Genomic DNA, 21,102 nt, shown 5'->3' with positions numbered 1-21,102 from the left:
CGCCGCCCGCACCGGGCTGGCCCGCCACCGCTGATGGCCGCACCGCGCATCCTGCTCATCATCGGCGGCGGTATCGCCGCGTATAAGAGCATCGAGCTTGTCCGCCTGCTCCGCAAGGCCGGCATGACCGTACGCTGCGTGCTCACGCGCGCGGGCGAGCAGTTCGTCACGCCGCTGACATTGGCCGCGCTCAGCGAAAACAAGGTTTATACCAACCTCTTCGACCTCAAGGACGAAGTCGAGATGGGGCATATCCAATTGAGCCGCGAAGCCGATCTGGTCGTCGTCGCGCCCGCGACCGCCGACCTGCTCGCGAAGATGGCGGGGGGAATCGCCGACGACTTGGCGACCACCCTGTTGCTCGCGACCGACAAGCCTGTGCTCGCGGTACCCGCGATGAATGTGCGCATGTGGCTGCACGCCGCGACCCGGCGCAATGTCGCGACGCTGCGCGGCGACGGGGTGACGGTGATGGAGCCCGACGAGGGCGAGATGGCGTGCGGCGAATATGGCCCCGGCCGCTTGCCCGATCCGCAGGCGATCAAGGATGCGATCGACGCCGCGCTAGCCAACGCGCCCGCCCTCGTGCCGCTCACCGGCCAGCCCGATTTTGCGCCTGCCAACCACCGCCCGCTGTTCGGGCGGCGCATCCTGATCACCGCGGGGCCGACGCACGAACCGATCGACCCGGTGCGCTACATCGCCAACCGGTCGAGCGGAAAGCAGGGTTTCGCAATCGCCGCCGCCGCCGCCGAGGCCGGCGCCGAGGTGCTGCTGATAGCAGGCCCCGTCGCGCTCCCGACCCCGCCCGGCGTGATCCGCGTCGATGTCGAAACTGCGGTCGAGATGGCCGCCGAGGTCGCCGAAGGCCTGCCCGTCGATGCCGCGATCATGGTCGCCGCAGTCGCCGACTGGCGCGCGGCCGACACGCAGGCGCAAAAGATCAAGAAGGATGGCAGCGGGCGGGTCCCGCCGCTCGCGCTCGCCGAGAATCCCGACATCCTCGCCAGCGTCGCGAAAAGCGCCGCGCGCCCGCCCCTCCTGATCGGTTTCGCCGCCGAGACCAACGATGTGATCGCGCACGCCGAAGCGAAGCTCGCGCGCAAGGGATGCGACTGGATCGTCGCCAATGACGTCTCCGCCGACCCGATGGGCGGCGAAAGCAACCGCGTGCATATCGTTAGCCAAGACGGCGTAGACAGTTGGGACCGGCTGCCCAAACAGGCCGTCGCCCGCAAATTGATGGAAAAGATCGCCGATGAGCTCGAAAAACGTGTCCCACTTGAAAGAGATTGAAATCGCCATCCAGCGGCTGCCCAACGGCGGCGGCCTGCCCCTCCCCGCCTATGCGTCGGACGGTGCGGCCGGGATGGACGTTGTCGCGGCGGAAACGCTGACGCTCCGCCCCGGCACGCGCCACGCGGTCGCCACGGGCTTCGCAATGGCGATCCCCGCCGGTTACGAGGTGCAGGTGCGCCCGCGTTCGGGGCTCGCATTGAAGCATGGCGTCACCTGCCTCAACACGCCGGGGACGATCGACAGCGATTATCGCGGCGAAGTGAAGGTGATCCTCGCCAACCTCGGCGACGAGCCGTTCGACATCAAACGCGGCGACCGCATCGCCCAGCTCGTCCCCGCCCCGGTCCAGCGCGCCGCCTTCGCCGAAGTGACGACGCTCGACGAGACGGCGCGCGGCGCGGGCGGCTTCGGCTCGACCGGGGTCGAAAGCGACGCCATCGACGAGACCGCGGCCACCGCCGGCCTTGCCTCGCTTTCGGGCATCAAGCTGCGCTGACCGGCCGTGCTCAGCGATGCCGAACTTGATCGCTACGCGCGCCAGATCATCCTGCCGCAGTTCGGCGGCGCGGGGCAGGCGAAGCTGAAAGCGAGCCATGTCGCGGTGATCGGCGCGGGCGGGATCGGCTGTCCGGCGATCACCTATCTGGCGGCGGCCGGCGTGGGCAGGCTGACGATCATCGACCATGACCATGTCGAGCTGTCGAACCTGCAGCGCCAGCCTTTGTTCACCGACGCCGATATCGGCGCATCCAAGGCCGAGGTCGCGGCCGATGCGGCGCGGCGGATCAATCCGCATGTCGAGGCGGTCGCGGTCGTGGAGCGCCTCGTCGCCGCGAACGCGAAAGCGCTGCTGGCGGGCGCCAGCCTGATTCTCGACGGATGCGACAATTTCGACACGCGGCTTGCCGTCAACCGCGCCGCCTTGGCGCTCGAAAGCCCGCTACTCTCCGCTGCCATCGGCGCGTTCGAGGGGCAGGTCGCGCTCTACGAGGGATGGCGCGCCGGCGCGCCTTGCTATCAGTGCCTCGTCGGCGCCGATCCCGACCGGGAGGGGATCAATTGTGCCGAGACCGGAGTGATGGGCGCGCTCGCGGGCATGGTCGGGACGATGGCGGCGCTCGAGGCGGTGCGCGCGCTGAGCGGCTGGGGATCGCCGCTTGCGGGGCGGCTCGCCATCGTCGACATGCTCGAGCGGCGCTGGCGCGAGGTCGGCGTCGCCAAGGATCCGGGGTGCCCGGCATGTCGCAGCTGAACATCATCGTCGCGGTCGCCGAGGGGCGGCGGCTCTATGCGGCGCTCGAAGCCGCAATGGCATCGGCAGCGCTGGGGCGCCCGGCGCGCGTCTTCCTGCAAGGCGAGGCCGCGGCGTTGCTGCGCGCCCCGGTGTTGTTCGGCGGCGACGAGGCACGCCGCGCAGCGGGCCAGCCCGATCTCGCCTGGTTAATCGAGGAAGCGGCCGCGATGGATGTTGCGCTGTTCGTCTGCCAGTCGGGCATGGCGCTCGTCGGGTCGACGGCGACCGAGCTGGTCCCGCACGTCCGCACCGCGGGGCTGGTCAGCTTCCTCGCCGACGTTGGCGCCGAGGACCGGCTGATCGTCTATTAAGGCCCAAAAGCCCCCTAGGGATTGTCGCAGACCTTGATCGCCTCGGGCCCCGGGCGTTTGCCCTTGGGCACGAAACGCGCGAGATAGCCGCCAGCATGCTGCTTGTCGTCGTAAGAGACGAGCTTGTAGCCGACCGCCTGAAATTCGCAGACGAGCAGGCGGAAGGGCGTGCCATGCTGCGCGATCGGACGGTCGCCGTCGACCACGATCACCTGCCCGCCTTGGCGCAACGCCGGGCGCAGGCGCCACAGGAAGGCGTAGGGTTCGCCGATCTCGTGATACATATGGACCATGAAGACGCGGTCGAAGCTCGCCGCGGGCAGGCGCGGATCGTCGACCGCGCCGAGCTTCAGCGAGACATTGTCGAGCCGCTCGCGCGCGACTCGGTCGGCGAGCCGTTCGATCACCTCGGGCATGATGTCCTGCGCGAGCACACGGCCGTTGGCGCCGACGCGCTGCGCGAGGCGCACGGTATAATAGCCGTCGCCGGCACCGATGTCGGCGACGGTCATGCCGGGACGGACATCGGCCGAATCCATGACATCCTCGGCCTCGTTGACGCGGTCGCGCGCTTCCTCGGTCGACCATTTGGTCGAAACGGTGGAGGCGACCGGGCGATCGGCGGGCGGAAAGTCGCGCGCGCTCGTGGCGCGGTCGCCGTCGTCGCCCCATGGCGCTTCGCAGCCGCTAAGCAGCGGCAGGAGCGCGAGGGCGAAGGCAGCGCGCTTCATCAATCGATGTCCTCCACCTCGACCTTCTCGCCCGTCACCTTCTGCGAAAGGGCGGCCGCCATGAAGGGATCGAGCGCGCCGTCGAGCACGTCGCCGGGGGCGGTCGAGGTCACACCGGTGCGCAGGTCCTTCACCAGCTGATAGGGCTGGAGGACATAGGAACGGATCTGGTGGCCCCAGCCGATTTCGGTTTTCGCCTGATATTCGCCCGACGCCGCGGCCTCGCGCTTCTGGAGCTCGGCCTCATACATGCGCGCCTTCAGCATCCCCATCGCGGTCGCGCGGTTCTTGTGCTGCGACCGGTCGTTCTGGCTCGCGACGACGATCCCGGTCGGGATGTGCGTGATGCGCACCGCCGAATCGGTCGTGTTGACATGCTGCCCGCCCGCGCCCGAGGCGCGATAGGTATCGATCTTGAGGTCGCCCTCGTTGATCTCGATCTCGATATTGTCGTCGATCACCGGATAGACCCAGACGCTCGAAAAGCTCGTGTGGCGCCGCGCCGAACTGTCATAGGGCGAAATGCGGACGAGGCGGTGGACGCCGCTTTCGGTCTTGGCATAACCATAGGCATTCTCGCCCTTGACCAGCATCGTCGCCGACTTGATGCCCGCCTGTTCGCCGGCCTGATATTCGACAAGTTCGACCTTCATTCCGCGCTTTTCAGCCCAGCGCATATACATGCGCTGGAGCATCTCGGCCCAGTCCTGGCTTTCGGTACCGCCGGCGCCGGCATGGACTTCGATATAGCAGTCGTTGCCGTCGGCCTCGCCCGCGAGCAGCGCCTTGATCTTGTCTTCCTCGGCACGCGCGGCGAGCGTCGCCAAGGAGGCCACGGCCTCGTCGACCATCGCCTCGTCGCCTTCCATCTCGGCGAGCTCGATCAGTTCGGCGGTGTCGGCGCATTCGGTCTCGATCGCACGCGTCGCGGTGATCGCCTCGTCGAGCCGGCGGCGTTCGCGCATCACTTCTTGCGCCGCCTTGGCGTCGTTCCACAGCGTCGGGTCTTCGACCTTCGCATTGAGTTCGTCGAGCCGCCGCACCGCGCGGTCCCAGTCGAGAAAGCGGCGCAGCAGCGCCAGCGCGGCGCCAATCTTGTCGATATGATCCTGCGCTTCGGCGCGCATGTCCTTGCTCCTGAATTATTTGGTTTGCCCTTACGACCTGGAAGGCCGCAGGGGAAGGAGGTGCGCGGCCGTCAGATGATGCCGCCGCGATCCTCCAGGAATTCGCTGTCGCTGCGCCGACCCGGGCTTTGCTGGACGGGCACATCCTGCCGCCGCGGCGCCTTGATCGGCTTGATCTCTTCCTCGCGGATCGTCCGCCGCGGCTCGCTTTCGGGCTTGAAGGCTTCCCAGATGATCGATGCCTTGGGATCGGTGACCGGCCAGGCGCCATAGACGCGGCGTCCCGACTGGCGATCGATCCGCACCATCCGCACGCCCTTCGGCGCCGAAAAGGGAATCGGCTGGCGGTCGGCGAGCGCGGCGAGCGCGAAATCCTTGAAGATCGGCGCGGCATAGCTGCCGCCCTGGGCATAGCCGCCCATGCTGCGCGGCTGGTCGAAACCGATATACATGCCCGCGACGACATCGGGCGTGCCGCCGACGAACCAGACATCGTTCGGCCCCGAGGTCGTCCCGGTCTTGCCGAACAGCGGGACGTCCAGATCGCGCAGCCGCACCGCGGTGCCGCGCTGGACGACGCCTTCGAGCATATGGACGACCTGATAGGCGGTGATCGGATCCATCAGCTGCTTGCCCGACTTGGCGAAGCGCGGCATCGGCCGACCGTCCCAGTCCTTCATGTTGCAGCGTTCACAGGGTTTCCAATTCTTCGGAAAGATCACCTTGCCGCGACGGTCCTGTGCGTAATCGATCACCCGCGGCTTCAGCGCGCGGCCGTGATTGGCGAGCATAGCATAGGCGTTGGTGATCTTCTCGACCGTCGTCGACCCGGCGCCCAGCGCGGTCGAAAGATAGGGTTCGTGCTGGCCGATGCCCATGCGGCTGATCATCTCGACCACCGGTTCCATGCCGACGAGGCTCGCCGCGCGCACCGTCATCAGGTTGCGCGACTGTTCGAGGCCCCAGCGCATCGTGTGTTCGCCGCTGCCGCCCGAATTGCCGAAGTTGCGGAAGCATTTGTTGCCGAGCGCCGCGCCCTGATAGACGCAGAAGGACCCGTCGACGATCATCGTCGCGGGAGTCATGCCGTTGTCGAGCGCGGCGGCATAGACGAAGGGCTTGATCGTCGAGCCCGGCTGGCGTTCGGCCTGCGTCGCGCGATTGAACGACGACAGGCGGACGTCGAAGCCGCCCTGCATCGCATAGATACGGCCCGAGTGCGGGCTTTCGACGACCATGCCGCCCGACACTTCGGGAATATTGCGAAGTGCGTAGCCGTCCCCGCCCGCCGATTTGACGACGATCAGATCGCCCGGGCGCAGCGCCGAAAAGGCGCTGCCGCCGGTCTTGCGATAGCGCATCCCCGCCGAACTCGCGGGCAGGCGTCCGGTGTCGCCGTTCGAAAAGCCGATCCGCGCCTCGCCGCCCGATTTCGAGAGCACCGCGGCGACGCGCCAATTGTCGTAATCGATGCCGATGAAGCTCGATGCGAGGCGGCTCTGCCACTGGTCGTCGGCCTCGATCGTCGCGATCGGCCCCGACCAGCCCTTGCCAGCATCATAGCGCTGAAGGCCCTTGCGCAGCGCCATCGCCGCGGCCCCTTGCATCTTTCCGTCATAGGGCGTGCGCACCCAGAGGCCGCCGGCATAGACGCTGTGGGGGCCATCCTCCGCCGTTTCGCCGAATTCGGCGATCAGCTGGCGCCGGACCTCTTCCATATAATAGCCGCCCACCTGTGCGACCGCACGGTTGCCGCTGTCGGTCAGGCCCAGCGGCATCGCGCGCGCCGCGTCGCGCTGCGCCGCGTTGATCCAGCCATTGTCCTCCATCGACCCGAGCACAAAGTTGCGCCGCGCCAACGCCTCGCGCTCGAAACGGGTGCGGCCGTATTTCTCGGGCGCCTTGGGCAGGATCGCGAGGAAAGCCATTTCGTGGAGCGCGAGCTGGTCGACATCCTTGTCGAAATAGGCGCGGCTCGCCGCCTGCACGCCGAAGCTGCGGCGGCCGAGCGGGATTTCGTTGAGATAAAGTTCGAGAATCTGTTCCTTGGTCAGCGCATCCTCGATGCGCATCGCAAGGATCGCCTCGCGCACCTTGCGGCGATAGCTGAGTTCGTTGGTGAGCAGCAGATTCTTCGCGACCTGCTGCGTAATCGTCGAGGCGCCGACGGGGCGGCCACTACTCGAAAGATTGGTGATGATCGCCGAAGCAATCCCCGGATAATCGATGCCGCCGTGGCTAAAGAAGGTCTTGTCCTCGGCGGCGAGAAAGGCACGGACGAGCAGCTGCGGATATTCGCTATATTCGAGCTGGACGCGGCGTTCGCGGGCATAGGCGTGCACCGGCTTGCCCTCGCCGTCGCGGACCATCGTCGGCAACGGCGGCTCATAGTCGCGAAGCTGGTCGACCGAAGGGAGGTCGCGCGCGAAAATCGCCCAGATCAGCGCGATACCGAGGAGGCCGGCGAGCGCGAGATAGCCGAGCCAGCGGAACCAGCGCCGCGTCCACATGTCGCGCAGCCAGGCGATGACGGCATTGCCGTCGCGGCGAAGGCGAAGGCGGAAATCGGGCGGACTGTCGGCGGCCATATGCCCCCGCCTCTAAAGCCTGTGTCGCCGAAAGGGAAGCGTGGTTGCGGCAAGGCGGGTTACTACTCCCCTCCCGATTGCGGGAGGGGTCGGGGGAGGGCTTGTTTCCGGAGCTTCCGCGACATGCCCTCCCCTAGCCCCTCCCGCAATCGGGAGGGGGACTTAAAAGGTCGAGCAGCGCCCGCCGCAGCATCGCGGCGACTTCGGCGAACACCGCGTCGGTCGAAACCCGATCCTCCTCGTAAAGCATTTCATCGGCCGCGAAGCCGATCTCGACCGCCAGCCGCAGACGCGACCACAGCATAGCGCGGTCGATGCGGGGAAGATGCGCGTGGCAAGCGTCCGCCAGCCGGTCGGCGACATGGCGGTGCGATTCGAGCCGGACATGGACGAGTTGCGGCGACGCGTGGAGCGACCGCAATATCCATACCGCCCCCGGTTCGGCGCGCGTCACCGCGGCGTTTTCGGACAGAAGTTCGCCGATATGGTCGGCCATGGCGGCGATTCCCGCCGGCGCGTGGCGCGCGAGCCAGGCGTCGAGCACCGCATTCTGGCGCTCCATCAGCCGCCGCCCGAGCGCTTCGAGCACCGCATATTTGTCGCCGAAATAGCGGTAGAGCGCGGGCGGCGTCAGCCCGGCGCGCGCCGCGATCATATTGGTCGAAATCCGCTCGACCCCGACCTCGGCGAGCAATTCGCCCGCAACGTCGAGCAAGCGTTCGCGCGTCTGGCGCGCGCGGTCCTGCTGCGGCGGGCGGCGGGCGGCGACGCTCATCGCGCGCGGCCGCGCGCGCTGACCGGCCAGATGTCGACCAGCGTTTCGCCGGAAACGACATGATAACTGTCATAGAGATTCACCGTCGGATCGCAGTGCGGCACGGTCAGGCTGACGGGATCGCCCGGCTGCAATTCCTTTCCGATTTCGGGCGCGATCAGCGCGGCATGTTCGTCGCCCATGAAAGCGAAGAAGGCGGTTTCGGGCGCGCCGCGCTGGACCACCGCGACGCCGCCGTCGGTCGAGAGCGACTTGTACCCGGCGTCGATCGTGACGAGACCGCTGTGATTCGCGCTGACGACCCGCGCATCGACCGACAGCGAAACCTCGAACGGCGGCTCGGCGTCGCCGGTCAGGTCGCAATCGAGATATTGCTTGTCCATGAAGACGTAAGAGCCCGCCTGCAGCTCGGTGAAGGCGCCGAGGTCGAGGTCGATCCGGTGCGTGCCCGTGCCCGACCCGGTGACGAGGCCGGGCGCGAAGCCCGCTTCGGCCAGCGCCGCGATCACCTCCTGCAAATAGGCGGTGCGCTCGACGATCGCGGCGCGGCGGTCGGTGTAGCTTTCGATATGCTGCTGCGACCCGCAATAGAATTGGACGCCGCGATATACGAGGTTCGGCGCTGCCGAAATCGCCGTTGCCAGCGCGACGGCCGCTTCGGCCGAGGCGACGCCGGTGCGCGCGATGCCTGGGTCGATATCGATGACGACGTCGAGCCGCGCGCCGGCGGCGGCGAGCGCCGACTGGAGCCGATTGGCGACGCCCGGATGATCGAGAACCGCCATCAGCCCTTCGGCGGTCACCGCGAGCTTCGCGAGCCGCTCGATCGCGGCGGGCGCTGCAACGGGCGAAGTGATGAGGATACCGGTCACGCCGCCTCCGGCCAATACCTCGGCCTCGCCGATCTTGGCGCAGCAGACCCCGACCGCGCCCGCAGCGATCTGGCGGAGCGCAATGTCGATGCTCTTGTGCGTCTTGGCGTGCGGGCGCAACGCGACGCCGTGCCGGGCGGCGAGCGCCGCCATGCGGCCGATATTGCGGTCGAGCGCGTCGGCGTCGAGGATCAGCGCCGGCGTGTTGAGGTCGGCGCGCGAGCCCTGGCGGCCGATCAGATGCTCGTGCAATTCACGGTCGTTGGTCATGCGAACAAGGTCTCCAGATGCGGATTGAGAAATTTGCCGTGCGGATCAGCGGCGCGGCGCACCGCAGTATAGCGCCCCGCCATCGGATAGAGAGCGGTGACGTCCGCGCGGTTCAGTCGATGACGCTTCGCCCAGTGCGGCCGCCCGCCGGCGCCGCGGAAGGTCGCCTCGGCCGCGGCGAAGAGCTGTTGCCAAGGCATTTTCGCATATTGGTGCATCGAGATCGCGGCGACCGGGCCGGCGTTCATCGGGCTCATCCAGATATCGTCGGCGGCAACGGTGCGATATTCGAAGGGGAAGGTGACCGGCAGCCGTTTCTTGCGGATCCAGCCGACGACTTCAGCTAGCGCCTCGAGTCCGACGGCGCGCGGCATTTCATATTCCATCTCCTCGAAGCGAATCGTGCGGTCGGACGGGAAGATGCTGTGGGCTGGCCCGCGGCGGCTGCCCGAGATGCCGCTTTTCATCATCAACCGCTGGAGCACGGGCGTCAGGAACGGCAGCCGCGCCGAAATGTCGAGGATAAGGCGAAAGGTCGCCTCCTCCATGTCGGTCGTGCTCGGCGGCGGGTCGCACGGGTCGCAGGGATCGAGCGTTTTGAGGATCACATAGTCGCTGTGCGGGAAGAACCAGAATTCGATATGGCGGTGCTGCTGCGCCAACTCATCATAGCTTTCGCGTATCTCTTCCCAGCGGCGCTTCTCGATCCGTTCGGCAAGGTGAAAAGCGGGGACGACCGCGGCCTCGATTTCGGTCGCGACGCCGAACAACCCGAGCGACAGGCGCTGCGCCTAATAGAGGTCGGCGTTCGTCGCGGCATCGCACCAATGCGGCTCGCCTTCGGCATCGACGAGCCGGAAACCGCGGGCGAAGGTCGATAAGGAGCCGAGGTCGACGCCGGTACCATGCGTCCCCGTCGCCATCGCGCCGGCGAGCGATTGCGGATTGACGTCGCCCTGATTGGCGAGCGCCAATCCCTCCTCCCACAGCGCCGAGGTCAGCCGGCGGATGCTCCAGCCCGCGGGAATGCGCGCCGTCCGGCGATCGGCGGCGATGTGGACCGCGCCCGCCATGTCGTCGAGGCTGACGATCAGCTCGCCCGATTCGCAAAGCGGCATGAAACTGTGTCCGGCGCCGGTGACGCGCAGCTTGTGGGCGCTGCGGACGAGCATCGAAAGCTCGTCCTCGCTTTGCGGGCGGACGAACTGTCCGCTGGCTGTGACGCTTCCCGACCAGTTGCTCCATACCATGCTTCTCTCCCGACCAGCGCCACAAAGCTGGCGCCCGCAGAAAAGTTAGTCAAGACTATATTATTTCTGCTTCAAGACCCGGCGATAGGCCGTGGTCAATCTCTCGAGCACGTTCGCCGAATCGCCGCGCGCCGGTGCGCCCAGATGGAGCGTGCGCAACTCGTCCATGAAATCGTCCCAAAGCATGGGACCGCCCTCCTCCAGCAGTTCTTGGCGGATCGACATCTCGTGCGTCACAGGAAGATGCCGCCGGCCCCAAGCGCCCATATGGACGAGCAGCGGCACGAGATCGATCGCCCGTTCGGTCAGGCTGTAGACGGCCTTCTGCTTGTGGGTCGGGTCGTCGGCCTTGGTGAGCAGCCCGGCCTCGACCAGCCGCTTCAGCCGATCGGCAAGGATATTCGACGCGATTCGCTCGTCCGACCCGGTCAGCAATTCGCGGAAATGGCGGCGATTGCCGAACATGATGTCGCGGATGACGATCAGGCTCCAGCGGTCGCCGAGCGTCTCCAGCGTCAGGTTGATCGGGCATCCGGAGCGTGGGTTCGTCACGCATCCGCTGTAGGGCCGAACAAAACTGCTTGCAATATGAAATCAGATTGCATAGCGACACGCAACTGGTTGCATAATACAATCACATTGGAGAAGGATCATGTCCAAGGTAAAGGTTGCCGCATTCAGCCTCTCGCTCGATGGCTATGGCGCAGGACGCGAACAGAGTTTGCAGGACCCGCTGGGCCGCGACGGTGAAAGGCTGCACGACTGGTTCGTCCCAACGCGCTCGTTCCAGAAAATGTCCGACAAGGAGGAGGGGACGACCGGGGTCGATGATGATTTCGGCGCGCAGAGCTTTGAAAATCTGGGCGCGTGGATCATGGGTCGCAACATGTTCGGCCCGGTACGCGGCGACTGGCCCGACAACGAATGGAAGGGCTGGTGGGGCGACAATCCACCTTATCATGTCCCGGTTTTCGTCCTGACGCACCATCCGCGCGCGCCCGTCACCATGGCGGGCGGCACGACTTTCCACTTCGTCACCGACGGGGTCGAGGCGGCGCTCGAACGCGCGCGCGACGCGGCCGGCGATCGCGACGTCCGCATCGGCGGCGGCGTGTCGACGATCCGCCAATATCTGAAAGCGCGTCTGATCGACGAGCTGCATCTGGCGGTCGCGCCCGTCCTGCTCGGCGGCGGCGAGAGCCTGTTCGCGGGTATCGACCTTCCCGAACTCGGCTATCGCGTGACGCGGCACGTTGCGGGCGCGGGCGCGACGCATATGATCGTCAGCCGGGGCTAGAACCCGAGCGCCACCAGCCTTTCGCTGGCCCGGCCGCGGACATCAGCGCGCCACGTTGCGCCGCGCGAAATGGATCTGCACCGCGTCGCGGACGCCGCGCGCGACCTTTTTCTGTCCTGCGGGCGAAGCGAGAAACTCGACATCGTCCTTGTTCGAGATGAAGCCGGTTTCGAAAAGCACCGACGGCGTGTCGGGCGCCTTCAGCACGATGAACGAGGCGAAGCGGTGCGCGGTGGTGCGGAATTTGACCTCGTCGGAGGCCTCGCGCTGGAGCAGCCGCGCGAAGTCGGAGGCGACATTCATCGACTCGCGCTGGGTGAGGTCGAGCAGGATCGCCGACACATCGCCGCTGTGCGCGCCAAGATCGACGCCGTTGATGATATTCGCCTTGTTCTCGCGCGCTGCCAGCCGCGCCGCCTCGCGGTCGGAGGCGACTTCGGCCAGCGTATAGATCGAAGCGCCGCTGGCGTCCTGGTTCTCGGCCGCGTCGGCGTGAACCGAGATAAACAGATCGGCCTTCAACCGCCGGGCGATGCCGTAACGCTCTTCGAGCACGAGAAAGCGATCGTCCGAACGCGTAAGCGCGACACGTACGCGCCCCGAGGCGAGCAAATCCTTACGGATCGCGCGGGCGAGCGCCAACGTGATGTCCTTTTCATGGCTGCCGTCGTGCGGAGAAATCGCACCGGGGTCGTGGCCGCCGTGTCCCGCGTCGATCACCACGAGCGGCATACGCGCGTCGGCGGGGCCTTCGATGGGGGGCAGCGCCACCGCGGGCTTGGGCTTTCCGATCGGAACCGTCACGCTATAGCGTTTTTCCGGACGCTTGGCACGAAAGCGGGTGAACGGCTGCAATTCGCCGCTCAGGCCCTGCGATGCCGGGTTGAATTCACCGGCCGAGGCGGGGCGCGGGTCGACATCGATCGCGCGGGTCAGCGCCGGCAATGCCGCCGGGGAGGCTCCGATCATGCCAATCAGGACGAGCAGCGGGCTCATGGCGCGTCTATGCCGTCCAAGGCAAGCAATGGTCCAGCCCTATTCGAAGGCGCGAGCTTTCCGGCGCGACAACAGGATGAATCCACCGTTCGCCATCGCGAGACAAAGCGAAGTCGGACCGCCGCGTGACCGAATGGTTTTCTTGCAACACCTTGGCGCCAACCTATCTTTCTGGGGCGGTTGTGGTTGCCGTCGGCCTATGCCGATGCTAGCACGCCCACACTGACGGTGTCGTTCCCCGGTGCCGTCCGGCCTTTTGAGGGGAAGGCCTGCTCCGCAGATATGCGGATCAAGGCCGCCTTGGCGCCGGACAGTCGGGGAAGGGCTATGTGCCGCCAGTCCACCCGGTTGACCGGACAGTCGGGGCGTTCGCTTGCACGCCCGCCCTGCCTGCCCGCTCATCCCGTAACAGGTTGATGCCGCATGAGGCTTGCCATGCCCTCTTCAAATCCCGACGCGGGCACTTTCGCCCCGGTCGTCGCCGGATTTGAAGACCGCATGCGCGTCCAGGACCGGACGCAGGCTCCTTTCGGCAATAACGTCTTTTTTTCTTTCACCCTTTTCCGCCGCGGCCTCTCGCAAGGAGGGTTAGCGGGATTTTTTGATGGCGCGCCGAGGCGCGCTTGGAGTGTATCTGATGACCACGCGCATGTTGATCGACGCGCGGCACCGGGAAGAAACCCGGGTCGCCGTCACCAAGGGAAACCGAATCGAGGAGTTTGATTTCGAGTCCGCCGAGCACAAGCAGCTCAAGGGCAATATCTATCTGGCCAAGGTAACCCGCGTCGAACCGTCCTTGCAGGCGGCGTTCGTCGAATATGGCGGCAATCGCCACGGCTTCCTCGCTTTCAGCGAAATCCACCCCGACTATTACCAGATTCCGAAGGAAGACCGCGACGCGCTGCTGCGCGAAGAGGCCGAACATGCCGCCGCCGCCGCCCAGCGCGCCGAGGAGGATCTCGACGAGCTCGAGGGCGATGTCGCCGACGTCGAATATCACGACGAAGACGAAAATGGCGATGCCCCCGCCCCCGAAACCATCGGCGAAGATGGCGATGGCGACGAGGAAGAGGCCGCCGAAAACGGCGATGCCGACGATGGCGAAAGCGAAGAAGGCACCGAGGAAGGCAAGGATGGCCGCGGCGATCGCAAGCGCCGCGGGCGTGACGGTCGCAAGGGCGGACGGGGCCGCGGACGTGGCCGCCGCAATGACGACGAGGACGGCGAGAGCCGCATGTCGCTGCGCCGCCGCTACAAGATCCAGGACGTCATCCGTCGCCGCCAGGTGATGCTGGTGCAGGTCGTCAAGGAAGAGCGCGGCAACAAGGGCGCGGCGCTGACTACCTATCTGTCGCTCGCCGGCCGTTACTGCGTGCTGATGCCGAACACGATGCACGGCGGCGGGATCAGCCGCAAGATTTCGAACGGTGCCGATCGCCGCAAATTGAAAGCGATGATCGACGAACTCAACCTGCCGCCGACGATGGGCTGCATCGTCCGCACCGCGGGGATGAGCCGCACCAAGGTCGAGATCAAGCGCGACTTCGACTATCTCGCCCGCCTGTGGGACGAGATTCGTGAGAATACGCTGGGCAGCTCGGCGCCGGCGCTGATCCATTCGGACAGCGACCTCGTCAAGCGCGCGATCCGCGACATCTATCACAAAGACATCGAGGAAGTGCTCGTCGAGGGCGACGACGGCTATAAGGCGGCGAAACAGTTCATGAAGCTGCTGATGCCGAGCCACGCCCGCCGCGTGAAGCAATATGCCGATCCGGTCTCGCTTTATCAGCGCTACGGCGTCGAGGACCAGCTCGCGGGGATGCTCAATCCCGTCGTCCAGCTGAAATCGGGCGGCTATCTGGTGATCAATCCGACCGAGGCTCTGGTTTCGATCGACATCAACTCGGGCCGCTCGACACGCGAGCATAATATCGAGCAGACCGCGCTCAATACCAACCTCGAGGCCGCGCACGAAATCGCGCGCCAATTGCGCCTGCGCGACATGGCGGGCCTCGTCGTGATCGACTTCATCGACATGGATCATGGCTCGAACGTCCGAAAGGTCGAGCGCGCGATGAAGGATGCGCTGAAGAACGACCGCGCGCGCATCCAGGTCGGCCGCATCTCGGGCTTCGGGCTGATGGAGATGAGCCGCCAGCGCCTGCGCACCGGCGTGCTCGAGGCATCGACGCGCCCGTGCCCGCATTGCGAAGGCACTGGCCTCGTCCGCACTGCTTCGTCGGCGGGTCTCAGCGCGCTGCGCCTGATCGAAGAGGAAGCCGCGCGCGGCAAGGGCAACAAGATCACGCTGCGCGCAAGCCAGGAAGCGACCTTCTACCTGCTCAACGAGAAGCGCCGCGAATTGCGTGAGATTGAAGAACTCTATGGCGTCACGGTCGAAATCCTGCCCGACGGCGAAACCGAAGGCGCGCGCATGGCAGTCGAAGTGAGCGGCCCGCCACCGGTCGCGCGCCGCAGCTTTGCACCGATCACGCCGATCGAGGATGACGACGACGACTATCCCGAGGACGAGGAAGAAGAAGCCGAAGAGGAAGTCGCCGACGAACGTCCTGCGCGATCACGCGACCGTGAGGAGGGCGAAGGCGATGGTGACGGGCGCAAGCGACGCCGCCGTCGACGCCGTGGTCGTCGTGGTCGCCGCGACGAAGAAGGCAATGAAATCGGTGAAGGCAGCGACGGCGGCGAGGATCGCGATGGCGACAGCGCCGACGAAGCCGAAGCCGAAACCGCGCCGGCCGAAACTGTCGAGGCTGCTTCGGAAGCGGATGCCGAGGAGGCCGAAGCCAAGCCCCGCCGCCGCCGTGGTGGACGCGGCCGCAAGAAGGCCGATACCGCGGACGCCGCCGACGAGGCGGTAGTCGAAGCCGAAGCGGTACCGGCCGAGGCAGCCGAAGCCGCCCAACCGGTCGCCGAAGAAGCACCGGTTGCCGAGGAGAAGCCGAAGCGCAAGCGGGCGCCGCGCAAAACCAAGGCAGCGACCGAAGCCGAAGCGGCGACTGCGGCCGCGGCAGCAGCGCCGGTGGTCGAAGCAGCGCCCGAGCCCGAAGCCGAACCCGCCAAGCCCGCGCCCAAAAAGCGCGCGAGCCGCGCCAAGAAGGCCGTCGCCGCCGAGGCCGCGCCCGAAGCCGCCACGGCGCGCGACGCCGAACCGGTCGCCGCCAACGGCGACGAGGGAGAAGAAGGCCCCGACGGGGAACCGCGCCGCGGCTGGTGGCAGCGCACCTTTGGCAATTGATCATCCAGGCCGATCGGGCCGCAACTGATCGGCGGCAACTGATCGCAGAAATCGCAAGCTGACCTTGCGTCCGCGCGACCTGAACTCCAATAAGCCCCATGGCTTCACTCGGGGTTCAGGCGCGCGGCGCAAGAAGGGCAGGGATGACCGCTTTCCCGCCGCAACCCGCGTCCGGGGCGTCGACGTTGCGCCCCCTTTTTCGTATCCTGCTGATCTTGCTGGCGATGTTCGCGATCGCGATGCGCCCGGCAATGGCACAATCGATCCTGCGCGACGCCGAGACCGAGGCGCTGTTCCGGGACATGATGGACCCGCTCACCGTAGCGGCGGGGCTTCAGCCGGGGCAGGTGCGTGTCCATCTGCTCGGCGACCGCAGCATCAACGCCTTCGTCGCGGGCAGCCAGGACATCTATGTCTTTAGCGGTTTGATCGAAGCCGCCGACAGCGCCGAAGAGGTGCAAGGGGTGCTCGCCCACGAACTCGGACATGTGATGGGCGGTCACGCGATCCGCGTCAACGAAGGCGCGAAAGCGGCGAGCGGCATCTCGTTGCTCAGCCTGCTGCTCGGCGCCGCGGCGATCGCGGCGGGCGGCGGTGAAGCCGGCATGGGCATCATGATGGCGGGCCAGCAGGCTGCGCTCGGCAAGTTTCTCGCCTTCAGCCGCGTCCAGGAATCGACGGCCGACGCCGCAGGAGCGCAATATCTGTCGAAGGCCGGGATTAGCGGCCGCGGCAGCCTCGCCTTCTTCAAGAAACTGCAAAATCTCGAATTCCGCTATGCGGTGAAGCAGGACGACGATCAGGCCTATGGTCGCACCCACCCGATGTCGGGCGACCGCATCCAGACGCTGCGCGAGGTCTATGTCATCGATCCGGCATGGGACAAACCCGCCGATCCCGCGATCGAGAAAAGATTCCAGCGGATCAAGGCCAAGCTGTCGGGCTATATGTCAGAGCCGGAGCGGACGTTGCGCAAATTCCCCGAAAGCAACAGCAGCATCCCGGCGCGCTATGCCCGCGCCTATGCCTGGCACAAGAGCGCCTATCCGCAAAAGGCTCTGGCAGAGGTCGAGGGATTACTCGCGACGAATCCGAACGATCCCTATTTTCTCGAGCTTGAAGGCCAGGTGCTGCTCGAATCGGGGCGGCCCAAGGAGGCGATCCCCCCCTTGCGCAAGGCGGTGTCGCAGTCGCGCTCGCAGCCATTGATCAGCGCGACATTGGGCCATGCGCTGATCGCGACCGAGGATCCGGCCAACTATCCCGAGGCCGAGCGCGTACTGAAAACCGCGGTTGCACTCGACAACCAGAATCCCTTTGCCTGGTATCAACTCGGCATCGTCTATGCGAACAAGGGCGATCAGGCGCGCGCGGCGCTCGCCTCGGCCGAGCGCTACAGCCTTGAGGGTGGACAGGCGGGGCTCGCGCTGCGTAATGCCGAAATGGCGATGCAGGGACTGCCCCAAGGCTCCCCCGACTGGATCCGTGCACAGGATATTTCGATGGTGGCTCGCGCCGAGGTGGAACGCGAGCGCAAACGGCGTTAGATTCGGGTGCAGACAGGGGTAGCGCATCGCAATACCGTGATGCTCGAGGGCGATAAGTGACCGACAAGAAAGACGATTATTATCAGCCATGGCTGCGCGACCCCGCGCCGAAGCCGGGCATGGGCGCGCCGACGCAGGGCGAAGGACTGGCGAAACCGAAGGAAGAGCCTCCCGTCGGCATCGACCTTACGCGATACAGCAAGCCCGAGAAGCCGCGCGGCGAGCCGCTGGTGAAGCCTGAAGCGATCAAGGCAGGCGCCGCAAATCTGTGGGACCGTATCCGCGACGGCGCCGAGGCGTTTGCCGACTGGACGATCCGCGTCGGCGAACGCGCCGACATCCCCGCGCGCGTCGAGGCGATGGAGATTCCGCGCCGCTCGCGCGAACTCGCCGCGAAAACCGGCGCTGTCACCGTCCGCGCCGCGCGCGCCGCCGGGCGCGGATCGGCGCAGGCGGGCCGCGCCGCGGCCAAGGCGAGCGGCGAGGCCTGGGAGAAGATGGCGCTCGGAGACAAGGCCCGGAAGCTGTCGAGCGACGCCGGGCGCGAGCTCGGCGCGGTTGCAGGCAAAACCAGGGCGGGCGTCGTCGATATCGCCAAGGCGGGCAGCGAAAGCCTTCGCGAGCAGCTGGGCGACGCCGCGACCAAGCTGCGCCCGGCGGCGCGCGAGGATCTGACACCGCCACCGTCGGGGCTCGAACAATTGCTCGCGCGCGAGGAAGCCGCCACCACGACGGCGGCCGCGCCCGACCTGCCGCTGTTCGCCGGCGAGACCGCGATTCCGGTGATGGCAAAGCCGGCGCCGGAAAGCACGGCGAACGGGAGGGAAGGCGACGACCGATCGCCGATCGCCCCATCGGCGAAAAAGCCTGTAGCCGCCAAAGCGATGGCGTCGCGGCATCTGCCGCAAATCAAGGGGACCGGGATGGAAGGCGTTTCCACTCGCATATGGGGTCTGACGCTCGGCGGCCTGTTGCTGATCGCGCTCGCCTTCTGGCTCGGCGGACGGTTCGGCGGCGGGATGAGCAAGGGCGAGGTCGAGACCATCGTCGCCGACTATATCAAGGCGAACCCTCAGATCATTCCCGAGGCGCTCGAAGCCCAGCGCAACAGCCAGATCGCGAAGGCGATCGACGGGATCCGTCCCGCGCTCGAGAAGCCCTATGCCGGTGCGTGGGCGGGTAATGCCGACGGCGACGTCACCCTCGTCGTCTTCACCGACTATGCCTGCGGCTTCTGCCGCGCGAGCGTGCCCGACGTCGACCGGCTGATCCGCGAGGACCGACGCCTCAAGGTCGTATTCCGCGAACTGCCGATCATCGCCCCGCAGAGCCGCGACGCCGCGATCATGGCGCTCGCCGCCGCGCGGCAAGGCAAATATGACGCCTTCCACCATGCGATGTTCCAGGCGTCGTCGCTCGAACCCGCCGCCATCGCGGCCGCGGCGGAAAAGGCAGGTGTCGTGACCGACGGCAGCGCCGACGCGACCGCGAACGAGGCGCTGTTCCAGCGCGAGCTCGACAGCAACCTCGCGATCGCGACCCAGCTCCAGCTCAACGCCACCCCGACCTGGATCGTCGGCGATCAGCTGTTCCAAGGCCAGATCGGCTATGACGCGCTGCGTCAAGCGGTCGGCAAGGCCCGCGCGGCGAAAAGCTGAGCTTGGCGACCGTCACGCTCGACCAGGCGCTCGCCAACGCCCGCCAGCTTTTGAACGGCCAGCCCGGCGCGGCGCTCGCGCAGGCACGGGCCATCATCGACGCGGTGCCGGTCTCGGCGGCGGCGCACCGGCTTGCCGCACAGGCGCTGCGCGCGCTGGGCCGCGAGGACGAGGCGCAGGCCGCCTCGCTTGCCGCGGTGTCAGCGACGGTCCACGACGAGGCGATGGTCGCCGCGGCGCTGGCGCTGACCGAAAACCGGCTTCCCGATGCCGAGGGCGCGCTGCGGCAGCGGCTGCGCGAAGATGCGACCGACGTCGCGGCGATCCGCATGCTCGCCGAGGTCGCGGGCCGGATCGGGCGTTATGAGGACGCCGAAAAATTGCTGTCGCGCGCCTTGCAGCTCGCGCCCGGCTTCGGCGCGGCGCGCGCCAATCTCGCAACCGTTTATTACAAGCAAAACCGCTTCGCCGAGGCCGCGGAAACGCTCGATGCGGTGCTCGGCGACGATCCCGAAAATCCCGCGCACGCCAACCTCCGCGCCGCCGCGCTCGGTCGTATCGGTGGTTATGACGAGGCGCTCGCGCTCTATGAGGAACTGACCCGCCGCTTTCCCGATCATGCCAAGCTGTGGATGAGCTATGGCCATATGCTGAAGACGGTGGGGCGCCAGGAGGACGGCATCGCCGCCTATCGCCGCGCGCTCGCCTCTGATCCCGGGCTCGGCGAAATCTGGTGGAGCCTCGCCAATCTCAAGACGATCCGTTTTGGGCCGGAGGAGCGCGCAGCGATGGAGGCGGCGCTCGTCGCCACCAAACCCCAAGGCGACGCCCGCGCCGACGACCGGCTCCACCTGCATTTCGCGCTCGGCAAGGCCTATGACGACGATCGCGAATATGAGCCCGCATTCCGCCACTATGTTGCGGGCAACGCCATCCGGTCGGGTCAGCTCGGCTATCGCGCCGTCGAGACCAGCGCCGCGGTCGACGCGATCATCGCCGCCTGCACCCCCGAATTCTTCGACGCGCGCGCCGATGCTGGTGATCCGGCGCCCGACCCGATCTTCATCCTGGGCATGCCACGCGCGGGATCGACGCTGATCGAACAGATCCTTAGCTGCCATTCGGCGATCGAGGGCACGATGGAGCTGCCCGACATCCCCGCACTCGCGCTCGGACTCGGCCGCGAGGTGAAGCAGGACGGCCGCCGCTGGATCGAGGCGCTGGCCGAAACCCCGCACGAGCAGCTTGCGGAACTGGGCGCGGCGTTCCTCGAGCGCACCGCGATCCAGCGCAAGACCGACAAGCCATTCTATATCGACAAGCTGCCGAACAACTGGCTCTACATCGCCTTCATCCGCCTGATCCTGCCTAATGCAAAGATCATCGACGCCCGGCGCCATCCGCTCGACTGCTGCTTTTCCAACTTCCGCCAACATTTCGCCAAGGGTCAGGCGTTCAGCTACGGCCTTGCAGATGTCGGAAGCTATTACCGCGACTATGTCCGGCTGATGGCGCATATCGATGCAGTGCAGCCCGGCCGCGTCCACCGCGTGATCCACGAGGCCCTGCTCGACGATCCCGAGGCCGAGGTCCGTGCGCTGCTCACCTGGCTGGAGCAGCCGTTCGAGGACACCTGCATGAGCTTCCACGCCAACGCACGCGCCGTCCGTACCGCGTCGAGCGAACAGGTGCGCCGCCCGATCAACCGCGATGGCGTCGGCCAATGGCGACCCTATGAAAAATGGCTCGATCCATTGAAAGAGGGGCTTGGCCCCGTGCTCACCGCCTATCCGGCCGCACCCACCGATTTCGGCTGAGCGAGCCGCGG

The 21,102-nt window shown here is 66.6% G+C and carries 18 protein-coding genes; 9 read left to right on the top strand and 9 right to left on the bottom strand.

The window, feature by feature from the left end:
• Positions 1-33: 33 nt before the first annotated feature.
• The 4 genes from coaBC to E5675_RS02350 are packed head-to-tail and all read left to right on the top strand — an operon-like array spanning position 34 to position 2,904.
• The gene (gene coaBC / locus E5675_RS02365) at positions 34-1,296 is read left to right on the top strand and encodes a bifunctional phosphopantothenoylcysteine decarboxylase/phosphopantothenate--cysteine ligase CoaBC (protein ID WP_136173169.1); all 1,263 of its coding nucleotides are present in this window, start codon (positions 34-36) and stop codon (positions 1,294-1,296) included.
• Entirely contained in the window at positions 1,259-1,795 is a 537-nt protein-coding gene (gene dut, locus E5675_RS02360; RefSeq protein ID WP_136173168.1) for a dUTP diphosphatase, read from the top strand. The genes coaBC and dut overlap by 38 nt, the downstream gene beginning before the upstream one ends.
• Before the next feature lie 6 nt (positions 1,796-1,801).
• Entirely contained in the window at positions 1,802-2,551 is a 750-nt protein-coding gene (locus tag E5675_RS02355) for a HesA/MoeB/ThiF family protein (protein WP_136173167.1), read from the top strand.
• Positions 2,539-2,904, top strand: a complete 366-nt coding sequence (locus tag E5675_RS02350) for a DsrE family protein (protein WP_136173166.1) — start codon at positions 2,539-2,541, stop codon at positions 2,902-2,904. Before E5675_RS02355 ends, E5675_RS02350 begins: the two co-directional genes overlap by 13 nt.
• A 14-nt stretch (positions 2,905-2,918) precedes the next feature.
• Here the strand turns inward: E5675_RS02350 and E5675_RS02345 are convergent, their stop codons facing one another.
• The 8 genes from E5675_RS02345 to E5675_RS02315 all read right to left on the bottom strand — a co-directional run bounded on the left by E5675_RS02345 (position 2,919) and on the right by E5675_RS02315 (position 11,069).
• Positions 2,919-3,635 (bottom strand): class I SAM-dependent methyltransferase, encoded by a 717-nt coding sequence (locus E5675_RS02345; RefSeq protein ID WP_136173165.1) that lies wholly within the window; start codon positions 3,633-3,635, stop codon positions 2,919-2,921.
• Complete coding sequence (prfB, locus tag E5675_RS02340) at positions 3,635-4,762, bottom strand: peptide chain release factor 2 (RefSeq protein WP_136173164.1); 1,128 nt, start codon at positions 4,760-4,762, stop codon at positions 3,635-3,637. Before prfB ends, E5675_RS02345 begins: the two co-directional genes overlap by 1 nt.
• A gap of 71 nt (positions 4,763-4,833) precedes the next feature.
• Entirely contained in the window at positions 4,834-7,350 is a 2,517-nt protein-coding gene (locus E5675_RS02335; RefSeq protein WP_136173163.1) for a transglycosylase domain-containing protein, read from the bottom strand.
• 133 nt (positions 7,351-7,483) lie between these two features.
• Entirely contained in the window at positions 7,484-8,125 is a 642-nt protein-coding gene (locus tag E5675_RS02330; RefSeq protein ID WP_136173162.1) for a TetR/AcrR family transcriptional regulator, read from the bottom strand.
• Complete coding sequence (locus E5675_RS02325) at positions 8,122-9,267, bottom strand: DSD1 family PLP-dependent enzyme (RefSeq protein WP_136173161.1); 1,146 nt, start codon at positions 9,265-9,267, stop codon at positions 8,122-8,124. Before E5675_RS02325 ends, E5675_RS02330 begins: the two co-directional genes overlap by 4 nt.
• Positions 9,264-10,037: a D-arabinono-1,4-lactone oxidase gene (locus E5675_RS21670; RefSeq protein ID WP_247594750.1), complete on the bottom strand. Its 774-nt coding sequence runs from the start codon at positions 10,035-10,037 to the stop codon at positions 9,264-9,266. Before E5675_RS21670 ends, E5675_RS02325 begins: the two co-directional genes overlap by 4 nt.
• Before the next feature lie 21 nt (positions 10,038-10,058).
• On the bottom strand, positions 10,059-10,517 hold the full coding sequence (locus tag E5675_RS21665; RefSeq protein ID WP_247594749.1) for an FAD-binding protein: 459 nt from the start codon (positions 10,515-10,517) through the stop codon (positions 10,059-10,061).
• A gap of 60 nt (positions 10,518-10,577) precedes the next feature.
• The gene (locus E5675_RS02315) at positions 10,578-11,069 is read right to left on the bottom strand and encodes a helix-turn-helix domain-containing protein (protein WP_136173160.1); all 492 of its coding nucleotides are present in this window, start codon (positions 11,067-11,069) and stop codon (positions 10,578-10,580) included.
• A gap of 100 nt (positions 11,070-11,169) precedes the next feature.
• Here E5675_RS02315 and E5675_RS02310 point away from each other — a divergent pair, with 100 nt between their 5' ends.
• Positions 11,170-11,814, top strand: a complete 645-nt coding sequence (locus E5675_RS02310) for a dihydrofolate reductase family protein (RefSeq protein ID WP_136173159.1) — start codon at positions 11,170-11,172, stop codon at positions 11,812-11,814.
• Between the two features lie 42 nt (positions 11,815-11,856).
• Here E5675_RS02310 and E5675_RS02305 read toward each other — a convergent pair whose 3' ends face one another.
• Complete coding sequence (locus E5675_RS02305) at positions 11,857-12,810, bottom strand: N-acetylmuramoyl-L-alanine amidase (RefSeq protein ID WP_136173158.1); 954 nt, start codon at positions 12,808-12,810, stop codon at positions 11,857-11,859.
• Positions 12,811-13,447: 637 nt separating this feature from the next.
• Here E5675_RS02305 and E5675_RS02300 point away from each other — a divergent pair.
• The 4 genes from E5675_RS02300 (at position 13,448) to E5675_RS02285 (ending at position 21,091) form a co-directional block, all read left to right on the top strand.
• The gene (locus tag E5675_RS02300) at positions 13,448-16,069 is read left to right on the top strand and encodes a ribonuclease E/G (protein ID WP_210727594.1); all 2,622 of its coding nucleotides are present in this window, start codon (positions 13,448-13,450) and stop codon (positions 16,067-16,069) included.
• A gap of 143 nt (positions 16,070-16,212) precedes the next feature.
• Positions 16,213-17,616, top strand: a complete 1,404-nt coding sequence (locus E5675_RS02295; protein ID WP_136173157.1) for a M48 family metalloprotease — start codon at positions 16,213-16,215, stop codon at positions 17,614-17,616.
• Positions 17,617-17,672: 56 nt separating this feature from the next.
• The gene (locus E5675_RS02290; RefSeq protein ID WP_136173156.1) at positions 17,673-19,274 is read left to right on the top strand and encodes a thioredoxin domain-containing protein; all 1,602 of its coding nucleotides are present in this window, start codon (positions 17,673-17,675) and stop codon (positions 19,272-19,274) included.
• A gap of 2 nt (positions 19,275-19,276) precedes the next feature.
• Positions 19,277-21,091, top strand: a complete 1,815-nt coding sequence (locus E5675_RS02285; protein WP_136173155.1) for a sulfotransferase — start codon at positions 19,277-19,279, stop codon at positions 21,089-21,091.
• The last annotated feature ends 11 nt before the right edge of the window (positions 21,092-21,102 follow it).

This window comes from Sphingopyxis sp. PAMC25046, from assembly GCF_004795895.1.
In the GTDB taxonomy this organism is placed as follows: Bacteria; Pseudomonadota; Alphaproteobacteria; order Sphingomonadales; family Sphingomonadaceae; genus Sphingopyxis.
The sequence above is the reverse complement of the archived record's forward strand: the minus strand, read 5'-3'. Positions and strand labels throughout refer to the sequence as shown.

Excerpts from the sequence above, each read along its gene's own strand:
- coaBC (WP_136173169.1), top strand. The coding sequence starts at position 34 with ATGGCCGCACCGCGCATCCTGCTCATCATCGGCGGCGGTATCGCCGCG.
- dut (WP_136173168.1), top strand. The coding sequence starts at position 1,259 with ATGAGCTCGAAAAACGTGTCCCACTTGAAAGAGATTGAAATCGCCATC.
- E5675_RS02350 (WP_136173166.1), top strand. The coding sequence starts at position 2,539 with ATGTCGCAGCTGAACATCATCGTCGCGGTCGCCGAGGGGCGGCGGCTC.
- E5675_RS02345 (WP_136173165.1), bottom strand. The coding sequence starts at position 3,635 with ATGAAGCGCGCTGCCTTCGCCCTCGCGCTCCTGCCGCTGCTTAGCGGC.
- prfB (WP_136173164.1), bottom strand. The coding sequence starts at position 4,762 with ATGCGCGCCGAAGCGCAGGATCATATCGACAAGATTGGCGCCGCGCTG.
- E5675_RS02335 (WP_136173163.1), bottom strand. The coding sequence starts at position 7,350 with ATGGCCGCCGACAGTCCGCCCGATTTCCGCCTTCGCCTTCGCCGCGAC.
- E5675_RS02330 (WP_136173162.1), bottom strand. The coding sequence starts at position 8,125 with ATGAGCGTCGCCGCCCGCCGCCCGCCGCAGCAGGACCGCGCGCGCCAG.
- E5675_RS02325 (WP_136173161.1), bottom strand. The coding sequence starts at position 9,267 with ATGACCAACGACCGTGAATTGCACGAGCATCTGATCGGCCGCCAGGGC.
- E5675_RS21665 (WP_247594749.1), bottom strand. The coding sequence starts at position 10,517 with ATGGTATGGAGCAACTGGTCGGGAAGCGTCACAGCCAGCGGACAGTTC.
- E5675_RS02310 (WP_136173159.1), top strand. The coding sequence starts at position 11,170 with ATGTCCAAGGTAAAGGTTGCCGCATTCAGCCTCTCGCTCGATGGCTAT.
- E5675_RS02305 (WP_136173158.1), bottom strand. The coding sequence starts at position 12,810 with ATGAGCCCGCTGCTCGTCCTGATTGGCATGATCGGAGCCTCCCCGGCG.
- E5675_RS02300 (WP_210727594.1), top strand. The coding sequence starts at position 13,448 with ATGACCACGCGCATGTTGATCGACGCGCGGCACCGGGAAGAAACCCGG.
- E5675_RS02295 (WP_136173157.1), top strand. The coding sequence starts at position 16,213 with ATGACCGCTTTCCCGCCGCAACCCGCGTCCGGGGCGTCGACGTTGCGC.